The organism is Myxococcales bacterium, assembly GCA_022184915.1.
In the GTDB taxonomy this organism is placed as follows: domain Bacteria; phylum Myxococcota_A; class Polyangia; order Fen-1088; family Fen-1088; genus JAGTJU01.
In genome coordinates this window covers 104,696-120,992 of record JAGTJU010000008.1, presented here as the reverse complement: position 1 = coordinate 120,992, position 16,297 = coordinate 104,696, and the positions used below count along the sequence as shown (strand labels likewise).

The following is a 16,297-nucleotide window of genomic DNA, read 5'->3' as shown; positions in this document are numbered from 1 at the left end:
GGGAGCTCCTTGCTTGGGGGGCGTTGGCGGGCGAATGTGCGGGTCATGGGGAACCAGGGTGGGGGCGGCGGTCAGGGACCCGTGCTGATGCGGCTCTCTTCGAGAACGGCCGTGACGTGAGGTCGGGCGGCTTCAGCCGGCTCGTGACAATGGTCGGCGTTGGCGGCCGGTAGGGGCGTAAGTAAGCGCCACGTGTTGCCGACGGGGGCGCGGAACAGGCCCACCACGGCAACGGCGCTCGCGAGATCGGGCCGCTTGAACGTCAGCGTCTCGGTGGCGCCCGGACGCACCGTGATTTCTTGAACGTCGAGCAGATCGCTTGCCAGCACGTCGCGATCGTGGCGCAGCACCTCATCAGCGCCCGCCACTTCGAGGGTGCTGGGGTTTTTGAGAAGATAGACCCTCACGATCGTGGGAAAGGACTGGCCGCTTTCGTCAGGGTTGAGAGTTTGTCGCGCCTTCAAGGCGACCCGCACGGGCTCCGTTTCGGTACACGGAGCCGGAGGCGGCTTGTGGGCACACCCGAAACTTTGCGCGGCCACCAGCGCAAGCGTGAACAATCCAAAACCTTTCCCAAGCATCGGCGGCGTGAGTCTGCCAGAGCGGGTCCGAGCCGCGCAATGTCAAACTCCTCCTGTCGCAAACGGGGGCTCTCATCTCATTCGTAGCGAGTGTGCTCGGGCTTGCAGAGTTGCACGGAGGCCCCGCCTGCTGCCTGCGCGCGGGGCGATCGGTTTGGGAGCGCGCCGTTCGTGTCGTATCGTGTGAATCGTCGCGCGTTCGTCACCCCGCGCGGCTCTCGGACTCATGAGTGTTCGCGTCATCGTTCAACGCCCGGGCCATCCGGAGCTCCAAAAGGCCTTTTCGACGTCGCCCGTGCGCCTCGGGCGCAACGCCATGAACGATTTGCCTTTGCCCGAGACCTATGTCTCGGAATGGCATGGGGCGATTCGTTTCGACGCGGACACGATCGAGTACACGGATCTTGGCTCGACCAACGGCACGATGCTCGAGGGCGTCAAGCTCACGCCGGGCACCCCTGCGCGTGTGGAGGGGCCCACGGTGTTTCAGATTGGCCCGCTGACGATGTTGATCGAGCCTGTGTTCGGGGCCGAACTTTCAGGGCCCGTCGGGACGGCGGACGCGTTTCCAGAGACCCCACCGCCGGCCCGGGGGGGCGGACAAGCCCCCGTGGCCGGTGAGATGGCCCTGGGTGTCACGGAAGCCCCGCCGACGCGGTTCAACCCGCCGACGCTGTTTGGCGATCGGCCGCAACCACCTTTGCCGGCGAGCGCTGCTGCGCCCCCCGCGGCCAGGCAGCCGCCCCCGGCGGCGGGGGATCTGCGGGAGCGGCGCGACACGCGAGAGCCGCCAGCTGCCGCCCTGAACCCGCCCACATTGTTCGGGATGTCCGCGGGCGTGTTTCGGTCGCCTTCGCCCGCGCCGCCCGCGCCTTCGCCTTCGCCCGCGCCGCCGGCGGCTGCGCCCGCCCCGGCGCCGGTGGTGGCTCCACCTCCGCCAGGGCCTTCGGGGGCGCCTTCGTTCAACCCCCCGACGCTTTTTGGGCTTTCGCCCGCCGAGATCGCAGGCATGAGGGTGCCAAGCCCAAAGCCGGCCGCGTCCGACCCCGCGCCGGCCGCTGAGCTCGGCGCCGTCAAGCGAACCAATCCCCCCTCTTTGTTCGGCACGGAGCCCGCGACCGTCGCGCCGCCCGGACCGGCCGCGGCCCCCCCTGGCCCTTCTCCCCTGCTGCGTTCGGGAGCCCTCAAGGGCCAGAGCCCGCCGACGTTGTTCGGGGTGGCCTCCGGGGCGATCGCCAAGCCTGTGCAGCCGGCGCCTGCGACGTCCGTGCCTGCGGCTCCCGCGCCGGTTGCGGCTCCGGCGGGGCCGTCGCTGCGCCCCGGAGGCCCGCTGCCCGGCATGGCGCCTGCGTCGGGCTTCGTGCCCGGAGCGTTTGCATCGCCCGGCCCTCCGGCCGAGGCCCCACGCTTCGGGTATCCCGAGCCCACGGTCCCGGCTCCCGATCTGCGGGCGCCCGGACTGGCACCGCCGGTAGGGGCTCCGGTGTTCGTTCCTTCACCCGCTCCCGCGGGGCCGGCCTTTGTCTCTGCGGGGTCTTCCGCCCCGGCGGCTGCACCGGGGGCGTCGTCCTCGATGGATGCGGCGGTGGGGAGCACGCGGGCCATGTCGACGGGGCAGCAGGCCGATCTGCGGGTGCATGCGGCCCTGCGGGCCTTCTGCGACGCCTTCGTGGACCTTCGCCGCGGCGCGGAGGAAGCGGGGGCAGAGCTGGGGGTGCGGACCGTGAGCGGCTCGACCCCCCTTCATTCTGCCCGCGACGGTGCGGAGCTGATGGCTTACATGACCGAGTCCGGCGCCGATCCGACGGCCCGCGCGCAGGAGCTGCGGGCCCTCACCGCGGACCTGGCCGTGCACCAGGTGGCCATGATGGAGGGGGTGAGCCGGGGCGTTCGGGCCCTGCTGGCGTCGCTCGATCCTCAGGAGTGCGGCATCGAGAAGGGCCCGCGCTTCATGCCGATTCTCGATAAGGAGGGCTGGCGTCGCTACACGGAGCGCTTTGCGGCCCTGATGGAATCAGACCACGAGCTGAACGCGCTGGTCTTTGGCCCCGAGTTCGCCGAGGGCTACGCCAGCGTGATCTACGGCTCGCAAAGCCGCGGCCGGCGTCGGTGAGGGACTCTTGGGTTTAGCCGTCGACGACGGCCTTGAACACGTACTGCCCCTGGCCGAACTCGAGCGTTTCGCCGTCGAGCAAGGGCCGCTGGGCCATCAGTGTTTTGCCCTCGACCTTCACGAGCCCGGAAAGTGGGGCCACCGAGTAGCCACCGCCTGCCTCGGTGATCGCGAGGTGTTCACCCGCCATGAGCTTGTCTTCCAGACGAAGCTGACAGCCGGGCGCCTGCCCGATCACGGTCCGGTTGCGGGCGAGGCGCAGCGTCTCACCGCGCTTGCCAGGGCCTGCCGCGCGGACGAGCCAGCCGACCACCACCTCGGCGCCTTCGCGATCCCGCAAAGCGTCCTGCACCGCGAGCACGAAGGCGCGGGCGCGCGGGCTGGCGAGGGCCGGCTGTGACGCTGCCGCGGTCTTCAGCATCGAGGTGACCTCGTCGAAGCGCGCCCGGGCGAACGCCGCCCAGGTGCGATCGGGCACGCGGGCGCGAAGCTGGCGGGCCGTGTCGGGAGCGGACATGCCCTGCGCGAGGGCGCCGGACATCAGCGCCACAACGTCCTGACCGGAGCTGCCCGTGTCCTCGTCCGTGTTGCCGACGGCCTTGGCGTACTCCTGGAGCCGGGCCTGCCCGGCGCGGCTCTTGAGCAGCCGGTAGTCGCCGGGATCGAGCGCGTCCACGTCGATGTTGGGCAGCTCTGCGACCAGCTCGGGGTACCAGCGCGACAGCTCCACGGCCGCGCGCTCGGGGGCCACCCGCCGGCGAACCAGCTCCTGAACGGCATCGAGGAAGCCGTCCATGTCGTCCTCGGGGCTTGCCCCGCCACCCGGCCGGCGTTTGGCCACCATCACGGCCACGCCCACGGCTCCGCCCAGGATCAGCACGCCGCCCGCCACGAGCAGCAGCCAGCCGCCGGAGGCGGGCACCTCGACGAGGCCTGCGGCGGCGCTGATCTCTTTGCCGTCCGCTGTGGCCTCGAGCGCCACGGTCACGTCGCCGCCGAAGAGCCGCACGGACAGGGGAAGCTCGGCGCGCATCACCCGCAGGTCGAAAAACAAGGTGCCCGCGGCCTCGATGAGGGCGGGCAGCTCGGACGCTTGTCTTGCGGGCAGAAGCCGTGCGCCCGCGGCGTGCGCTAAAGCCCGCAGGTTGGCCCGGGCGGTGTCGTCGTCGGTGGGCAGGCCCACGACCTGCGTCACGTAGCCCGCCTCACGCAGCTCTTTGCCCAGGGAGGCAAAGGGGCCTGGGTCGCTGCCCGCCCCGTAGTCGCGGCCGTCGGCGATGATCACGAGGGCCTTGAGCGGGGCATCGTCCTTGGCCACCTCGTGGACGTTGGCTCGCGTTGCCTGCAGGAACGTGATGGCGTCGCCGTCGATGAAGGGCTGGTCGTCGAGGCCGCCCCCCGCCACGCGTGCCGCGGAGGCCGGGTTGACCACGGGAAAGTAGCTCTGCCCGAAGGGCGTGGGCAGGACCACGGTCTCGGGTGGCAGGCGTTTGAAGAGCCGGTGAACGCCGTCCACCATCTCGGGCGGGGTGCCGTCGGTCCACAGGTAGACGAAGCCCACGGTGAGGGGCGGGCGCCACGACTCGGCGCCCCGGGACTTGTCGGCCGCGTAGTCGAGGTAGGGCTGGCTGCCCCGCACCTTGCCGCGCTTTTTGTCGAAGCGCACCTGGAGGTCTTCGAGCTTGACGCGTTCGATACCCAAAAGGCGCGCACCCACGACCAACTCGACCGTGTCGTCGCCGGCCAGCTGCGGGGGGGTGGAGAAGAGCGTGACGTCTGCCGCGCGGCACGGAGAAAACCCGCCGGCCCCTGCCCCAAAAACGAGGAACGAGGCCACGAACGCCGCCGCGCGACAGGCGCGGGACGGGCGCCCCGGACGATGAGCGGTGGCGCTCACGAAGCAGATCCCGGGGGCAGCCATAGTGACTTGAACAGGAACTCGGTGGTGCCGACCCGGACGATGTCCCCGTCGCCCAGCATGACGACCTCGGAGGGGCCGAGGCGCCGGGCGTTGTGCCACGTACCGTTGGCCGAAGGACCCGGGGTGCGCCGGTCTTCGAGCGTGAAAGCAGCGTCCCGATCGCCTCCGAAGGGGCGGCGAATGGTTGCGTTGCCCACGGACATGTACTCGTCGTTGAAGGCGTAGAGCCGGGCGCCGGGCAGCGCTGGGGCGCCGGCGCGCGTGAGGATGTTTTGCGCTTGCTCGAGCTCGAGCAGGGTGCCCTGCTGGGGAGCGTCCGGGGAGCGCAGCACCACGAGCCAGCCCAAACTAACGGCCGTGGCGCCGAAAAGGTCCGACCTTGCCGCGAACAAGGTCTTGGGGCTCGCGATCTTGGGCTTGCAGTTCGGGCAGACCCCGCCCCACTCCACGAGCAGGGGCTCACCGCAGGTTTTGCAGGTCTCCTCGACGGGCTCGTCATCCGCGGCGGGCGGCCGGGGGCCCGGTTTGCGTTTCGATGTCCATTTTTCGGCCCTCCCCCCTTTGCGCTCTTTCCAGGCCTGTCGCCCCTCCTCGCCGGCCACGCGGCTCAGATGCCGCGCCCCCGCGCGCGAGGGAGCGGGGGTTCCCCCGAAAAGGCCTTTGAAGCGGTCGAGCATGGACGAGCGGAAGGTTGTAGGTGGGGCAGATGTTATGTGCGCCCTCCCAGACGGTCAAATGGTGGCCGGGAAGTTCGGCGCCGGCCCGCCTGATAGGCGGAGGCGAGCCGCAGCGGAGAGGTTTTGTTGCCCTGTCCACCGCGCCATGGCCAGTCTCCTCGATCGAAGGGGGCGGGTCGGACGGCGTCCGTCTGCGCGCCAAAGCGACCATGCGATGAGAAACGTGCGGGTCTGTCAACGGTGAAGGCACGCGGGCGGCCGTTTGGGCGACCCCGGCCTTTGCGTTGCCTTCGCGCGCGCCTCCGTTGCCGCGTGGGCCTGGCTGGGGCAACCTGCCGCACACATGGGGTTCGCAGCGCTCGTCACCCTGGCCGCCCTGGCCGGCACCAACACCGAAATCGTGGTGGCCGGGCAGAAGTTCGACGTGGGTCGCCCCGTGGTTTTGTGGGACGACACCGAGCGGGGCTTCGACGGCTACGCCGAGACCTGCCTCGAGGACAAGGCCAAGGCGTCGAGCCCCTGCTGTCAGGGCCGCTTCAAGCGCTTCGGCACACGTTCAGGCTTGAAGACGCGCTCACTCGAGGCTCTTCAGGGGGTGGTCAAGCAATTCGTGCTTCATCACGACGGGTGCGTGAACTCGCGCTCGTGCTTCCACAGCATGCATGACCTGCCCCGGCACGACGGAGGCTGCGGGCTGTCGGCGCACTTCATGGTGGACGCAGACGGCACCATCTACCAAACGCTCGACCTGCTCGAGCGGGCGTACCACGCCGAACAGGCGAACCCGATCTCGGTGGGGGTCGAGATCTGCAACCGCGCCGATGCGAGCCGCGACGAGCTTGCGAAGCTGCCGCCCGACTACCGCACCCGCCCCGTGAAGGATGTGCTCATCAACGGACGGCACTACAAAGCCTTCGACTTTCGCCCGGAGCAGTACCGCTCGGTGATCGCGCTGGCGCGGGCGATGGTGCGGATCTTTCCGCAGATTGGGCCCGTGATTCCCGTGGGCGAAGACGGTCAGCCCTTGCTCGACACGCTACCGGACCCGAACGCGTTTGCGGGCATCGTGGGCCACCTTCACGTGGACGCGGAGGGGCACAAATGGGACCCGGGCGCGTTCGATTGGAAGAAGTTGCTCTCGGCGCTGAACGGCTATTATTTGCCGCAACAGCTGGGTGGCTACACGCGCTTTCCGTTCGACGATGAGCCCACCATCAACCGCACGGCACGGGTGGCCTTCGAGAGCGTCGAGGAGCGAAGCAGCGGCCACTTTCCGCTCAGCCCGGGCGGGCTCGTGCGCGCAGGCGTGAACCTGCGGGGGCTGCCTGGAACGCCGGTGCGCGCGCCCGTGCGGGGCACGATCGTGGCGGCGCGCTTTGGGCGGCACGGGCGCTCGTCCACGTCCTTCGTGCTCATCAAGCACGAGCTGCAGATGCCGCGTGGCCCGATGACGTTTTTTTCATTGCTGGCGCATCTCGAGCCTGGATTGATGGAAGATCCTGAGCGTTCGGGCGTGCCCTGGCTCGAGACGCTGGTTCGGGAGCGCAACCGGCGGGCGCTGTCGACCCTGAAGCTGGGCAACGTGGCGCTGCTCGAAGAGCCGGTGGAGTCGGGCGAGATCGTGGGGACGGTGGGCTTCGTCAAGCGGGGCTCCGAGGTGGGTCCCGAAACCCGGTTCGACATCTTCAGCGCCGAGCGGTTGCCGGTCGATACGGGACGCTTCCTCAAGCACGTGGACGCCGTGCAGGACGGACCTTGGGTGCGGCGGGGCATGGTGCTCGACTTGCTCACGCGGACCGGGGCCAAGCGGCTCGACCCGGCGGCGCTGGCGAACTTCTTCCGCAGCGACAACCTGGACGCTCGGCAGGCGCTGCGCCGCATGGTGCTGCACCACGCGCACGAGTGGGGGGACAAGCTCGGCCCCGCCGCGTTCTTGGCGTCACCCGAACTCGAAGGCCTTTCCGAGGCCGACAAGCGGCACGTCTTCGACGAAGCCATCAGGCCCTACGTTTTCTGGAACGCCGCGCTCTCGGAGCACGCCGACCTGCCCGCGGATCAGGTGGTGTACTCCTATAACCCGATCACCTTTTTGGCCCTGCTTGCAGCACAACAGGCCAACACGCGCCTGCGTTGGCCGGCGGCCGACATCGCCGATCGCGACGTGGTGCCTTTGGCCCGGGCGGCGGACCTTGCGGTGTGGACGACCCCCCCAGCCTTCATCCCGCTCGAGGCGCCCCTCTTCGGGCCGCTGGTCGAGCTCGAGATCGTGCCGCGCAAGCGCGAGGAGATCCCCCTCATCGAGCTGCCGACCCTCGAGCGGTAGACGAGGGCCGCGGGGTCCCGTGGTCGACGCCCGAGGCGTGCGGAGAGTAAAGTCCCCGGGGCATGGTCCCTCGCCTGGCGACTTGGTCAATCCTCGGTTCGTTGCTCCTTGGCTGTGAGGACACGCGCCTGGTCGCCGAGCGGGGGGGGGCGCTGCCGCTCCGTTGCGATCCTGGCCCCGTGGACGACGTGGTCGCGCGCTACAGCTTCGATGAGGCCCCGGGTGCCGAGGGCTTTGCGGACGAAACCGGAGCACACCCCGCGCAAGTCACCGGTAACGCCGCGCGGGTGGAGGGCCCCGAGGGGTGCGGGCAGGCGGTGGTCTTTCCCCAGGGCGATCCCCGCGGTTACCTCGTGGTGGCGCCCTCGTCCGCCTTCGCGTTGCCGAGCGGCTCACTTTCGTTCTGGGTGTGGCTGCCGCCTCCCCCGGGGCCCGTGTTCCGGGTGGGGATCTTGTCCCGCGACGCCACGCTGGAGAGGACGAAGGGGCACTTCACCGTGTACTGGACGGGGCCCGGGTATCTCTCCGTGCGCCTGCAAGGCGCCAACGCCGCGGGATCGCGGTGCACCGCCCGGGTGATGCCCACCGAGACCTGGACGCACGTGGGCATCAACTTTGGAAGCGGCCCGCTCGAGCTCTACATCAACGGTATCGAAGAGAACAGCCGCAACGAGGCGATCTTCGTGCCCACCGCACCGTGCGGCGCGGACACGAACGATGGGCTCGAGGGCAACGCCAATCCCTGGGTGTTCGGCGCCAACAACGATGGTTCCATGGATGGGCTCGCGGACGCGCCCTCTGACTTCGCGGCCTCCGTGCGCCTCGACGAGATCCTGTTGTCGAGCCAGCGGCGCGTGTTTCGACGCCAGGCCGTCGTCACAACGCAAAGCCCACGCTGAACTCGGGCCGGACGGTGGCGGCATCCACTACGGTGCGCTGGGCACCGTCCTCGCGGAGCGCCAGCGCAAGGTCGGACAGCTCGAGCCCGAGCCCCGCCTCTGCAAAGACGTTCAGGTCCCGAAAGACCGCCCAGGTGGCCCGCAGGCGGGGCCGCAGCAGAAACGAGGGGCCAAAGCGCGCATCGCGGGCCGTGTAGGGGGAGCCGGGTGAGAGCCTGGCCGACGCCCGCACGAGGTCGGCGCCCAGATCCACACCCAGCTCCGCCCGCCACCCGGAAAAGCGTCGTGCCAGGGCAGGCCCCACGCGCAGGGACCAGATGTCGACGCGGGCGTCGAGGGTGGGGGCCAGCGCCACCGCAGGCGGCAGGGTGTAGGCGCCGCTGGCCCGTACACCCCATCGCCAGGCGCCTTCGCCTCGCAAGAGGGCGGCCCCGAGGCCGAAGCCGTGTTGCAAGGGAAAGGGCGTGCCAAGCCACGCCGTGCCGTAGTGGGCCGCCAGCTCGGCGTCCCACCTGGGGGGCCCGCCCGACGTGAGGCGCGGGGCGGAGACTGAGGTCGCGATGACCGGGGCGCTCCTGGGCACGGGCGCCGGAGCCGGCGGGGGTGCCTGCGCGGCGGGTAGGCCCAGGTCCCTTCGGACAAGGTCGGCGTCGTCGCCGATGTCGCCGCCGGCCTCGAGGGCGTCGAGCACCGTGCGAAAGGCCTGGGCCAGCTGTTCGACCCGATAGGTCGCAGAATCAGGGGCCAAGAAGCTTCGGGTGACGGCACGTGCGTTCGCGACGTCGAGAACGTGAAGGCGGCTGGTCGTGGCATCCCGCAGGTCGAACCAGGCCACGGCCGCAAAGCCCTTTGCCAGGGAGGGGGCGAGCACGTCTTCATCCGCGAAGGGCTCGAGGCGAGCGACGACTCTAAAGGCGCTGTCCCGGGTGAGCGCCTGCAGCGTGGTCATCAGGGCCTCGGCCGTGGCTTCGTCGGCGGCGGCCAGCAAGGCCAGGGCGCTCGGGCGGGGGGCCGGGGGGGCGGCCAGCGTGGCGGCGGCGAGCAACGTGAGCAGCGCGAGCGGCATGAGCGAGGCGTCAGGGGCTGGGCGCGAGCACGCGCAACCGCGCCTTGGCCCTGGCCTGGAACAAAGACTCGGGGTGGCTCTCGAGCAGTGTGCGCCACGCCCGGGCTTCGTCCTCGGGGCGCGCGAGCTTTTCGAGCGCGAGCGCCCGACCGGCCAGCGCTTCGTGCTGCATGGGGCCCGCAGCCGCCCGGGCCAGATAGGCGTCGAAGGCCGCGAGGGCCTGCAGGGGGCGCCCCGCATCCAGCCGCAACCGTCCCAGGCTGACGAGCGACAGCTCTGCCTCGGACGAGCGTGGAAACCGGGTTTGCAGGCGCAGGTAGAGGCGCTCGGCCTGGTCCGTGAGCCTTTGATCCCGGGCCCGGTTGGCCGTGCCGAAGAGTTCCGCGGCCAGGGCGGGGCGCGCGTCCTCCTCGGGCATGGTCATGGGACGCGGCACGGGGGCGGGGGGCACGGCCAGCGCCATGTCGGGCCTTCTTGGCACGGCAGGGGGCGGTGCGAGCCAGATGGCTTTGGCGGGAGGGGCCAGCTCGACCGGCTCGAGATCGTTCATCGAGTCGATGATGCGGGCCGACGCAAAGCCCGTGGCCACGAGGCAAGCGGAGGCGGCCGCGGCCCACGTGAGCGGCAGCGGCACCCGGCGGCGGCTCGTTCGCGACGGGCTCACCTCTGCCAAGAAGGCGGTGCCTGCGAGCAGCTTGGCCGCCATCACCCGGTCCGCGGCCGACACCCGGGAATCCTTGCGCAGGGCCTGCTCGAAACGTGTGCTCGTCACGAGCGGCGTGACCTTGCCTCCCCAAAACTCGGATGAGTCACTCATGCTCTCCCCCAAAAAGCTCTTTGCTAGCAGGATCGGATTCTATCTTCAGGCGGACTGCCCGGCGGGCCAAACGGAGCCGCGAACGAACGGTTTCGGTAGGAACGCTCATGACCTGGGCGATCTCCTGCACCGAGTGGCCAAGCGCCACGTAGAGCAGCGTTTCCGCCTGGGCTTCGGACAGCGTTTCCAGGAGAAAGCGCAGGCGGGAGCGGTGCGCGAGCGACTCGCCCGGGCGCGGCATCTCCTGCAGATCGTCTTGCCGGGGCGCCGCTGCCGCCTCGTACTTGCGCCGGGCGATCTTGCGCCGAAGGAAATCGGTCGTGGTGTTCACCGCCACGCGGGTCGCGAAATACATCACGGAGCACTCGCCGCGGTAGTTCGGTAGCGCCCGGTTGAGGCGGATCAAGGCTTCCTGGGCCACGTCCTCCACGTCGGAGGTTCCCCCCGGCGCCAGCGTGCTTCGCACCACGGCGACGACCCTCGGGGCCACGGCCGCGAACAGCTCGTTTCTGGCATCCGACGACCCACGCAGGGCGCGTTCGAGGAGCCGGCGCAGGGGCGCGTCCGGGGCCCCCTCGGCCGGATCCCCGTCGTCCTCCGGCCCGGCGAGCGAGAGCCAACTGTTGTCGTCGATTGCCAACTCCACGTCCCCTGGGTCGTTTGTCGAACGCCGGGTGGGTCATTCGGGGGACCGTCTCGATGACGATTCCGGCGCGCGGGCACAAAAGTACCCCGTACGAGCTCATCGGCAGATCTTTCCCAGCACGTAAAGGGCGGCCCACACCTTCGGCGCGTCCGACGGCACGCGCCGTTCGCGGCGGGCGAAGACGCCTTCGCGTGTGGCGCGGATCCGAAACTCACGGACCCTCGCCGTTGTTGCTTTCGACGGGCCCTACCGAGATCGTCGCCTGAGGGTCGCGCATGTTCGCGAACACTGCTTTCAGATACGCGTCGCTGCGCATGACCCGCGACAGACGGATCTCGTCGAGCACACCGTCGAAATAGCCGTACTGTCCTCCGGCACTGGCGCCGATGTGGGTCGACTTCGCCTTGTGATCGGCTGGGAAGGCGTCGAGTTCGAGATCGCCCATCGACAACCAGGCGCTGGCGGCTTCGCCATTGATGAAGAGGCGCCCCTGTTTGCTCTTCATGTCGACCACCCCTGCGACGTGCGTCCACTGGTTTTGGGGTACGGCGCCTTCCGAGGTCACGGTTTCCATGTCTCCCCTGGGCCGAGCACCCACGACCACCTTGCCGCCGGCGTCGTTGCTCTTGGCGAGCCCGATGGCCAGTACGCCCGAGGCATGGTTGTAGTTCGAGTCGGTGGCGTCGGTGCCCACCGAGAGGATTGCGCGGTCGAATGGTTTGTCGCCCAGCAACGCGAGGTCGGTCGCCTTCACCCAGGCCGAGATCGTAAAGCCCTTGACCCCCGAGAGCAGGCGCCCATCGGCGGCCTCGCCGCGCGCGAGGCCGAGGTTGGCTTTCTTTGACGAATCTCCGACGAAGCCGTTTCCGATGAAGCCTTCGGCGAACGCAACACCCGGTCCCTCGGGATCGGCAAGGCCGTCATGCGCACGAGGTCCCGACTCGAGCCCGGACGCCTCGAGGTGCCACACGCTGTCTTCGTCGCCCCAGACGTCCGCCGGGTCGGGCGCCGCGGGCGCCGCCGCGGTGGGGGCCGTGTAAATCCACACCGCAGTGTCCGGGGTCGGGAAGCGAATCCAGACCAGAGCCTTGCCGTTTCTCACGCTGTCGAGCTCGTAGGGGACGGGCTGTCCGTTTTTGTCGAGCACGCGGAGCTTGCCCGCATCCGCCGGCGCTTGAATGCCCTCGGAGCCTTCGACGGCAACACTGACGAGCAGCGGCAATCCGCCCTCCCAGGCGTTCGCCAGGGCGTCGAGGGTGGGCTTTGCGCTGCGCCGCTTCGACCACCCCGTGGGCCACGCCCCGGCGGAGACAGGGGCGCTTCCTGCGTTCCCGCCCGAACCGGTGCCCGCGCTGCCGCCGGTGGTGCCCCCGGACGAGGCACCGCCCGAAGATGCGCCGGTGGCACCCCCGGCGCGACCGCCTGAGGAGGTCCCGCCCCCCGCCCCGGCCTGCGCGTCCCCGGGTCCGCCTTCGTCGCTCCCCTCGCTTGTCGAGGTGCAGGCCGCAGGCGGCAGCAGCCCCCCCAGCACCAAGGCCGCTGCAAGCGGGAGCGAACTCGTGAATGAAGAACCACGCGTGCCGTACACGGATGACATCGCTCGTGAGGTCGCACGGGGCGGGCACAAGGGGTCAATTCGGTGATTCTTGGGTCGGCCCGCGGTAGGGTGCCGCGATGCCCGGTTTGCCCCCACCCGCGTACGAAGACATCGCCCAGCTCATCGATCACGCGTTGCTCACGCCCACTCTGTCCCGCGGGGCGCTGGTCGAGGGGTGCGAAAGCGCGCGCGCCTATGGCGTGGCCAGCGTGTGCATCCTGCCCTATGCCGTAAAACTGGCTGCCGGTGTTTTGGCGGGCAGCCCCACGCGCGTCAGCACCACGGTGGGCTTTCCTCACGGCGGCCATTGCACCTCCACCAAAGTGGCGGAGGCCGCGCGGGCCCTCGAGGACGGCGCCGTGGAGCTGGACATGGTGGTGAACCTGAGCGCCGTCAAAGGGGGCGACTTCGCCACCGTGAGCGCTGACGTTGGGGCCGTGCTGCAGGTGTGCCGCGCCCACCGAGCCAAGCTGAAGGTGATCTTCGAGACCGCTTCCCTGACCGAATCCGAGACGCGGATCCTTTGCGAACTATGCGGGACCCTGGGTGTGGACTGGGTGAAGACGTCCACCGGCTTCGGGCCGGCGGGGGCCAGCGACGCCGCGCTCGTGCTGATGCGCACCCACAGCCCGCCCTCCGTCCAGGTGAAGGCCAGCGGCGGCATCCGCGACTACGACCGCGTCCTGGCCGTGCGTGCCCTGGGCGTCACCCGCGTGGGCACGAGCCACACGGCCGTGATCTTGGACGAGTGTCGCAGGCGCATGGGCCTTCCGCCGATCGGGGCAGGGATCGCGTCCCCGTCGGCGGGCTACTGAGACCCGCTGTGCGGGCGCGGGCCCTCACAGCGGCTTGCCGCCGGTCACCCCGATGATGGCGCCGCTCACGAAGCGGGCGTCGTCGCTGGCCAAGAAGACGAAGACGGGCGCCACCTCGGCCGGCTGGCCCGCCCGGCCAAGCGGCGTGTTCTCGCCGAACGACGCCACCCGGTCCGCGTCGAACGATTGCACGACGAGTGGGGTCCACACCGGCCCCGGGGCCACCGCGTTGACCCGTATGCCCTTCGGGCCAAGCTCTTGCGCCAGAGCCAGGGTGAAGTTCGTGATGGCGCCCTTGGTGGCCGCGTAATCGATGAGGGCGGGCGATGGATTCGTGGCTTGAATCGAGCTCACGTTGATGACGGACGCCCCGGGTTTGAGGTGAGGGAGAGCCGCCCGCACGATGTGAAACATCGCCAAAATGTTCGTGCGGAACGTGCGTTCGAGGCGCGCGGGCTCGATTTCGGACACGCTCTGGACGCTTTCGCCCTGAAAGGCAGCGTTGTTGATCACCACGTCGAGGCGCCCGAAGGTCTGGGCGACCTTCGCCACGATCCGCTCGCAGTGCTCGGGATCCCCTACATCACCGGGGTAAAGCTCGGCTTTTCGCCCCTCGGCTTCCACCAGGGCGCGGGTCTTTTGGGCGTCGTCGTGGTTTTGTAGATATGCGATCGCCACGTGTGCTCCTTCCCGGGCGAACGCGAGCGCCACGGCGCGACCGATGCCGCTGTCTCCGCCTGTGATGAGCGCCACACGATCCGTGAGCCGTCCGTGGCCCTTGTAGGAGCGCGCGCCGTAGTCGGGCGCGGGCGTCATCTCGTGTTCCTTGCCGGTCGCCGCCTGCTCCTGGGCGGTGAACCCATGTGGGCCCGCCGTGCGCGGGTCTTGATTCTGTGTGTCTTGGCTCGCCATGGTTTATCGCTCCTTTGGTGCGTGTGGTGAGCAAGCGTGTGCAGATCCGGGGCCAACGGTACCTGCGTTCGGGCACGGACGTTGCACGCGTTCTGGCGAGGAGGTGCACGTGGCGGGATCGCTCGATTGGATCGTCTTTGGTGCGGTGTTGTCCGTCTTGTTGATCCTGGATCTGTTCGCACACCGCAAAGGGCGTGAACAGACGCGACGGGCGGCGATCGCGTGGAGCGTGGTGTGGATTGGCGCGGGGCTGCTGTTTTCCTTCTACGTGTTCGCGCAGCTTGGCGGTCGGGCCACGGAGGAGTACCTCGCCGCTTACCTCATCGAAAAGAGCTTGAGCGTGGACAACCTGTTCGTGTTCCTGCTCGTGTTTCAAAGCCTTCAGGTGCCGGACGAGCAGCAACATACGGTTTTGCTGTGGGGCATTTTGGGAGCCCTCGTGTTCCGGGGCATCGCCATCTTTGCCGGCATCGCGGCCATCGAACGTTTTTCGTGGGTGGTCTACGTGTTCGGCGGCATTTTGATCTTGGCGGCGCTTCACGCCTTTCGGGAGGACCTGACCGAGAAAGAAGAAAGCGCTCTGGTGACCTGGCTCTCCCGACGTTTACCGCTCACGAACGGCATCCGCGGCGGCAAGTTCATCGTCAACGAAAACGGCAGACGGATGGTGACACCCTTGCTGCTGGCGCTGCTCACGATTGAACTGTCCGACATCGTGTTCGCCATCGATTCGGTGCCGGCGGCGTTGTCGGTGACGCGGCAGGAATACATCGTTTACAGCTCGAACGCGTTTGCGATCCTGGGGCTTCGCTCGCTTTACCTCGTGCTCGCGCGCACCATTGCGAGCTTGCGCTATCTGCACTACGGCCTGGCCTTCGTGCTCGCGTTCGCTGGCGTGAAGATGATGATTCACGAGTGGGTCACGATCCCGCCGCTTGCGTCCATCTCGATCGTTACGGGCGCCATCACCTTGGCGGTGATCGCGAGCCTGACACTCGCGGGGGGGCGTTCGCGGTTGCGCAAACAGCCCCCAGCGGGCGCGATGCCGCGCAAGCCCGCGGATGCCCCGTCGTGACGCTCCGGGGACCCGGCCGTCAGGGGCGCTCGAGCGTGGCTTCCACGGTCACCGTGGCCGTGATCTCCACCGCGCCGGGCTCGACGGGGGTCGAGGCCTGCATGTCCATGCGCGCCATCTTGACGAGGGGCATGGGCGGGGGGGCGCCTGAGCTCGAGCCCACCGCGATGGTCTTGACGGTCCCCAGGGAACGTCCGGCGGCGCGGGCGGCGGCCGTGGCCTCCCGCATCGCGGCTTCGGTGGCCTTGCGAATGGCCTCGGCGCGGGCCGCCCCGCTGTCCTCGAGCCCGAAGCTGACCGATGCGATCTCGGTGGCGCCGGCTTGCACGGCGGCGTCGATGACGGCGCCCACCTTGCTGGGATCGCGGAGCTCGGCGGTGAGGGCGTTCCGCACTTGGTACCCCCGCAACGTTTGGCGGCCCTCGTTGTAGTCGTAAACGGGGCTGAGAGAGTACCCGCTCGTTTGCACCTGGCCTTGGCCTGCCAGCTCACCTTTGACGGCGGCGATGACGGCGCTTTGGCGCAGGGCGGCCTCGGACGTGGCGCTGGTGGCGGTCTTGGCTTCCACGACCACGGCCACGGTGACGGTGGCCAGGTTGGGCTTGCCCGAGGCTTTGCCTTCCCCGGTGGCCGTGACGGAGGGGCCCGTGCTCCGGAGCCCGTGGTGCGCACAGGCCGCAGTCGTGGTGGCGAGCAGGGCCAAAAGCGGGGCAACGGGAAGCGGACGAGGGCTGATGAAGACGCGGCTGCGCGCAGAGGAGGGCTTCGGCATCATGGTGCGCGTAGCTTGGCAGAAGGCCTCTTTGCGGCCAGCGGTGCGCGGAGGAGCCTGGCCTTGCAACGCGCCGCGCGCCG

The 16,297-nt window shown here is 69.3% G+C and carries 14 protein-coding genes; 5 read left to right on the top strand and 9 right to left on the bottom strand.

All coding sequences use genetic code 11. The features are described 5' to 3' along the window. Positions 1-71: 71 nt before the first annotated feature. Positions 72-581, bottom strand: a complete 510-nt coding sequence (tssJ, locus tag KA712_24090; GenBank protein ID MCG5056048.1) for a type VI secretion system lipoprotein TssJ — start codon at positions 579-581, stop codon at positions 72-74. A gap of 226 nt (positions 582-807) precedes the next feature. Here tssJ and KA712_24085 point away from each other — a divergent pair, with 226 nt between their 5' ends. Next, entirely contained in the window at positions 808-2,694 is a 1,887-nt protein-coding gene (locus KA712_24085; protein ID MCG5056047.1) for an FHA domain-containing protein, read from the top strand. Positions 2,695-2,707: 13 nt separating this feature from the next. Here the strand turns inward: KA712_24085 and KA712_24080 are convergent, their stop codons facing one another. Then, positions 2,708-4,615, bottom strand: a complete 1,908-nt coding sequence (locus KA712_24080; GenBank protein MCG5056046.1) for a hypothetical protein — start codon at positions 4,613-4,615, stop codon at positions 2,708-2,710. Then, positions 4,588-5,292: an FHA domain-containing protein gene (locus KA712_24075; protein MCG5056045.1), complete on the bottom strand. Its 705-nt coding sequence runs from the start codon at positions 5,290-5,292 to the stop codon at positions 4,588-4,590. The genes KA712_24080 and KA712_24075 overlap by 28 nt, the downstream gene beginning before the upstream one ends. A gap of 343 nt (positions 5,293-5,635) precedes the next feature. On the opposite strand from KA712_24075, the gene KA712_24070 reads away from it, so the two are divergent. Both KA712_24070 and KA712_24065 read left to right on the top strand, forming a co-directional pair. After that, entirely contained in the window at positions 5,636-7,615 is a 1,980-nt protein-coding gene (locus tag KA712_24070; GenBank protein MCG5056044.1) for an N-acetylmuramoyl-L-alanine amidase, read from the top strand. A 62-nt stretch (positions 7,616-7,677) separates the two neighbouring features. Continuing rightward, positions 7,678-8,514 carry a LamG domain-containing protein gene (locus KA712_24065; GenBank protein MCG5056043.1) on the top strand — a complete coding sequence of 279 codons (837 nt, stop codon included), beginning with the start codon at positions 7,678-7,680 and terminating at the stop codon, positions 8,512-8,514. Here the strand turns inward: KA712_24065 and KA712_24060 are convergent. The 4 genes from KA712_24060 to KA712_24045 form a co-directional block, all read right to left on the bottom strand. Next, positions 8,492-9,580 carry a hypothetical protein gene (locus KA712_24060; GenBank protein ID MCG5056042.1) on the bottom strand — a complete coding sequence of 363 codons (1,089 nt, stop codon included), beginning with the start codon at positions 9,578-9,580 and terminating at the stop codon, positions 8,492-8,494. The two genes, KA712_24065 and KA712_24060, sit on opposite strands and share 23 nt — an antisense overlap. 10 nt (positions 9,581-9,590) lie before the next feature. Further along, the gene (locus tag KA712_24055; GenBank protein ID MCG5056041.1) at positions 9,591-10,397 is read right to left on the bottom strand and encodes a hypothetical protein; all 807 of its coding nucleotides are present in this window, start codon (positions 10,395-10,397) and stop codon (positions 9,591-9,593) included. Continuing rightward, complete coding sequence (locus KA712_24050; GenBank protein ID MCG5056040.1) at positions 10,390-11,043, bottom strand: RNA polymerase sigma factor; 654 nt, start codon at positions 11,041-11,043, stop codon at positions 10,390-10,392. Before KA712_24050 ends, KA712_24055 begins: the two co-directional genes overlap by 8 nt. Before the next feature lie 211 nt (positions 11,044-11,254). Then, entirely contained in the window at positions 11,255-12,640 is a 1,386-nt protein-coding gene (locus tag KA712_24045) for a LamG domain-containing protein (GenBank protein MCG5056039.1), read from the bottom strand. 77 nt (positions 12,641-12,717) lie between these two features. Here KA712_24045 and deoC point away from each other — a divergent pair, with 77 nt between their 5' ends. Next, positions 12,718-13,455, top strand: a complete 738-nt coding sequence (deoC, locus tag KA712_24040; GenBank protein ID MCG5056038.1) for a deoxyribose-phosphate aldolase — start codon at positions 12,718-12,720, stop codon at positions 13,453-13,455. 24 nt (positions 13,456-13,479) lie between these two features. Here deoC and KA712_24035 read toward each other — a convergent pair whose 3' ends face one another. Continuing rightward, positions 13,480-14,367 carry a glucose 1-dehydrogenase gene (locus KA712_24035; GenBank protein ID MCG5056037.1) on the bottom strand — a complete coding sequence of 296 codons (888 nt, stop codon included), beginning with the start codon at positions 14,365-14,367 and terminating at the stop codon, positions 13,480-13,482. A gap of 109 nt (positions 14,368-14,476) precedes the next feature. Between KA712_24035 and KA712_24030 the strand changes: the two genes are divergently transcribed. Then, a complete protein-coding gene (locus KA712_24030; GenBank protein ID MCG5056036.1) occupies positions 14,477-15,442 on the top strand; it encodes a TerC/Alx family metal homeostasis membrane protein in 966 nt (321 codons plus the stop codon). Positions 15,443-15,461: 19 nt separating this feature from the next. On the opposite strand, the gene KA712_24025 is transcribed toward KA712_24030, so the two are convergent. Continuing rightward, entirely contained in the window at positions 15,462-16,217 is a 756-nt protein-coding gene (locus tag KA712_24025) for an SIMPL domain-containing protein (protein MCG5056035.1), read from the bottom strand. Between the last annotated feature and the right edge of the window lie 80 nt (positions 16,218-16,297).